Source organism: Facklamia sp. P12937, assembly GCF_050409505.1.
Lineage (GTDB): Bacteria > Bacillota > Bacilli > Lactobacillales > Aerococcaceae > Facklamia.
The window spans coordinates 1-3,905 of the sequence record NZ_JBNUPI010000039.1; the positions used below are offsets into that span (position 1 = coordinate 1).

General features: G+C 34.0%; 5 protein-coding genes. 4 read left to right on the forward strand and 1 reads right to left on the reverse strand.

The features are described from left to right. Nucleotides 1-186 precede the first annotated feature (186 nt). From ACQV2R_RS08520 to ACQV2R_RS08535, 4 genes are all read left to right on the forward strand, one after another. Nucleotides 187-351: a hypothetical protein gene (locus ACQV2R_RS08520; protein ID WP_428875501.1), complete on the forward strand. Its 165-nt coding sequence runs from the start codon at nt 187-189 to the stop codon at nt 349-351. A gap of 352 nt (nt 352-703) precedes the next feature. Continuing rightward, nucleotides 704-1,411: a hypothetical protein gene (locus ACQV2R_RS08525; protein ID WP_428892105.1), complete on the forward strand. Its 708-nt coding sequence runs from the start codon at nt 704-706 to the stop codon at nt 1,409-1,411. A 112-nt stretch (nt 1,412-1,523) separates the two neighbouring features. Next, the gene (locus tag ACQV2R_RS08530) at nt 1,524-3,080 is read left to right on the forward strand and encodes a bifunctional metallophosphatase/5'-nucleotidase (RefSeq protein ID WP_428892106.1); all 1,557 of its coding nucleotides are present in this window, start codon (nt 1,524-1,526) and stop codon (nt 3,078-3,080) included. A 48-nt stretch (nt 3,081-3,128) separates the two neighbouring features. Further along, on the forward strand, nt 3,129-3,338 hold the full coding sequence (locus ACQV2R_RS08535) for a sce7725 family protein (protein ID WP_428892107.1): 210 nt from the start codon (nt 3,129-3,131) through the stop codon (nt 3,336-3,338). A gap of 346 nt (nt 3,339-3,684) precedes the next feature. Here ACQV2R_RS08535 and ACQV2R_RS08540 read toward each other — a convergent pair whose 3' ends face one another. Beyond that, nucleotides 3,685-3,867, reverse strand: coding sequence for a hypothetical protein (locus tag ACQV2R_RS08540; RefSeq protein ID WP_428892108.1), 183 nt, complete (start codon nt 3,865-3,867; stop codon nt 3,685-3,687). Between the last annotated feature and the right edge of the window lie 38 nt (nt 3,868-3,905).

A 3,905-nucleotide genomic window follows, 5' to 3' on the forward strand; every position in this document is an offset into this window, starting at 1 on the left:
TATCTCGGGTCTTATTTTAAAAGTTATAGCAAAAATGGACTTATGATACAGCCCCCTTTAGGTGTTCAGAATGAAGTTAAAATATAGCTTATTTTGATAAAAAAGTTAAGTAGAACTTTAGGTCCAATATATGGTACGATAAAATCTTGATAGTGAAGATAAAAACTATTAAGAGAGGAAGAGTTGATGAGTCAAACAAAGATTGAATTCTTGGGTGGAATTGGCACAATTGGGGGAAATATTATTAGCCTTCAAAAAGATAATCATCAAGTGATTATGGATTTTGGAGCATTTGTAGGAGCCGATATTAAACAATTGCTAGATCGATCATTAACTGAACAATTCCTTTAAGATAACTTATTGCCTAAGGTAGAAGGATTTTATTCTCAAAGCCAGTTAAATTCAAATTCGTTAACTGCTTATGAGGTGAGCTCATCGAATACTGCCATTTGCTTGTCTCACTCGCACCTTGATCATCTAGGTTCCTTAGGACAAATAAACGAACAAATTCCTGTATACACATCAGAGAAGTCATTAAACTTTTATGAAAATTTAGTAAAAATTCCTTTTTACCTAAATATGATGTTAATTGGCAAAGTGTTCCTCATCAAACAAGTATTCATCATGGGCCATTCAAGATAACTTTTAAAGAGAGTGACCATGATACAGAAGGTGCGAGTGCTATTTTATTGCAACGAATGATTTGAAAATTGTTTATTCAGGAGACTTAAGACTAAATGGTTATAACCCTGAAAAAGTGCTCAAGTGGGTAGAAGAAGCCCATCCTTTTGAACCAGACCTACTATTAATTGAAGGCACCTCTTTGTCTAATTTTGGAGATGACCTCGCACCTCACTTAGCTGTTGAGGGAAAAAATCATAATCTAGCTTGTTCAAATGAGCGGCAGTTATTAAAAGAGAGAGACCACTTATTGGGTAAAAAACAAGCAGGCATCATAACCATTAATTTATATCCACAAAATATACAACGCTTGATAAGATTGAATGAAATAGCTAAAAATCATCAACGGAGATTTGTCGTAGATAAAGCGTATTACCAATTGCTTAAACAACATACATCAAGCAAAATCGATAATATTTTTTGTTTAGATGAGGATGAAGAAGAAAGTAGTCTTTTGGTAAGTGCTGAAGAATTGAAGGCTTCGCCGAATGACTATTTATTATTAATTGATTATGAACGTCATCAAATTCTTTATCAATTACCAGCTGGAATATATTTACATTCAAACGGAGTTCCTTTAGGAGTCTTTATGGCTGGTTATGAGGAGTTTTTAACCAATATGGTTGAATACGGCCGGGATTTCTATCAGGCTGGGGTCTCAGGTCATGCCTCTCAAGCAGATTTATTGATGATTGGTTATACGATTCAATCAAAAGTTGTTATTCCATAGCATACATTTAAACCAAAGGCTTTTGGTCAAGAGTTAGAAACAAAAGGTCTAATTGTTTTCTATCCTCAGTATGGCCAAATATATACGATGGACAAGATATTGGAGGGGAACAATGCTTAAAATCCGCTTTTTAATAACGAGTGATACACATGGTCAATGGCACCATCATCCTGATCAGACTGAGTATTCCTTAAAGAACACTGCAGCTTTAATTGATCAATTAAAACAAGATTCGATTAAGACATTGCAATTTGATTTAGGCGATTTTATTCAAGGATCGCCTATGACGAGCTATACCAGTCAAGTGACAAAGAGTGCGGCTCCTTATGCTCGAATGATGAATGATTTGGACTATGATTATCAAATTGTTGGTAACCATGAATTTAATCACGGAATGGCCTATCAAGACACAGCATTAGACTTAATAAATGCACAAATATTATGTAGCAATATTGTGGATCGAAAAACCAAAAAGCCCTATAAGGGAAAAGCCTATGATGTCATCAACATTGAAGATTATAAAATCGGAATTATTGGTGTAACCACCCACTATATACCACACTGGGAGTTGCCAGAAAATTATGAAGGCTTAGAATTTTTAGATGCTTTTGAAACGGTTAAAGAGTATGCTCAATTTTTAAAACCTCAAGTGGATTTATTAGTTGTTGCTTATCATGGAGGTTTTGAAGCTGACCTATCTTCGGGAGAGGCCTTAGAGGCTCAAACTGGAGAAAATCAAGGATATAAGATGATCAGTGAGATTCCTGAAATAGATCTTTTATTAACGGGTCATCAACATCGTCAGATTTGTCAGCCCTTTAAGGATTCCTTTGTCATTCAACCAGGCTATGGTGGTGAAAAGGTGGGTGAAGTTATCGTGAGTTTAGATAAAAAAGCTTCCCCAGCAATTGAAGGGGCTCTACACTCTTTTACAACTAGCGAAGCAATTGAAAATATTCGTCCATTAGAACCTGAATATAGCCAGAGCCTTAACTGGCTTGATGAGGTCTTAGGGAATGCTCCCATGGAGATGCCCACTCGAAACCTTCATCAAGCAAGAGTGAAAGGCCATCCTTTTGCTGAGTTTTTAACGAGAACGATGTTGAATGAAACAGGGGCAGACTTCGCAGGTATATCCTTGCTCAACGATCACTTTGTAGATTTTCAAGGTGAAGTTAGGCGAGGAGAACTATTGAATATTTATCCTTATTATAATCAAATTGCTGTTAGCCAAGTAAGTGGTCAGGATATAATTGAAGCGATGGAGCATAATTTTGCTTATTTTACTTTTGATTCATCCGGTAAAATTTCTGTAAATCCTTCTTATATTTATCCTAAACCTAAGCATTACAATTATGACTTGTACACGGGTTTTTCTGTAGAGGTTGATTTGAATCAACCAATAGGTAAGCGTGTGGTCAAATTAATTAATGAAAAAACACAAAAAGTAATTGATAAGCAAAAATATTACCATTTAGCGCTCACTCAATATCGTGCTGTTGGGGGAGGCGATTATAATATGTTTACAAAAGCTAAAATTGTTAATATGATTGATAAAGATATGATTCAATTAATAGTTGAAGGTATGGATCAATTGACAGTTACGGAATGGAAAGATATAAATCATCATTATGAGCATATTCAATGGACAGCTTTTAATGAAGATTAAGTATTTTTTCAAAGTTGAAATTAGTCTAAAAAGCTTTTAATAAACAAAATACTTTTAGCTGATAATTTCAATAAACAAAAAAGAAATGCGGATTATGTTGGTGATGAATATTTTTCTTCTGATCATTTATCGTTTAAAAAAGATGGTTACATAGGGTTTTTAGATTATTATGTAATGGGTAAAGATTTTATGGAAAATGGCTTTTCACCTCATGCTGTAGCAATCCATATTATAGATTGTGATAAAAAAAGAGCTTGAGGGTTCATCATTTTGTATCTGATACCAATCATAGCCCAACAGATCCAGCGAATAAATACCATGAAGCAGTTATTAGACCAAAAGAATAGTATAATAAGATAATGGAATTGGAAGGTAAAGAATATGTAAAAGAAAACATAGAAACTGAAGTATTTTAACATTTATTACAGATGCTGATGAAGGGAGCGACCCTGGCTTAGGAGTAATAAAAAAATTATCTATTGAACATCAGATAGAACTAATGAGCAAATTTTTAAGAAGCTAAATAAAAAGACAATCAGTTTAAATTTATAGTTTATTATATAATGAAAATAATTTGATGTTTATACTAAAAGAGTTAGAAAAACTAGGCTCTATGTCCAATAGGGTTGATGCTATCCAAGGAGATTAAGCCACTAATGGTTGCTTGGTCTCCTTTTCTTTTCTTCCTGACACATATAATCGTGTTATTAATCCCTTCAATAGGGCCATTGGTTAGTGTGTGATAACGAAAGGAATTCTTAATGAAAAGCTTAAACTTAGTAACTATTCTTAAGACTCTCTTAAGCCTTGGTGCAAGCGATTGAT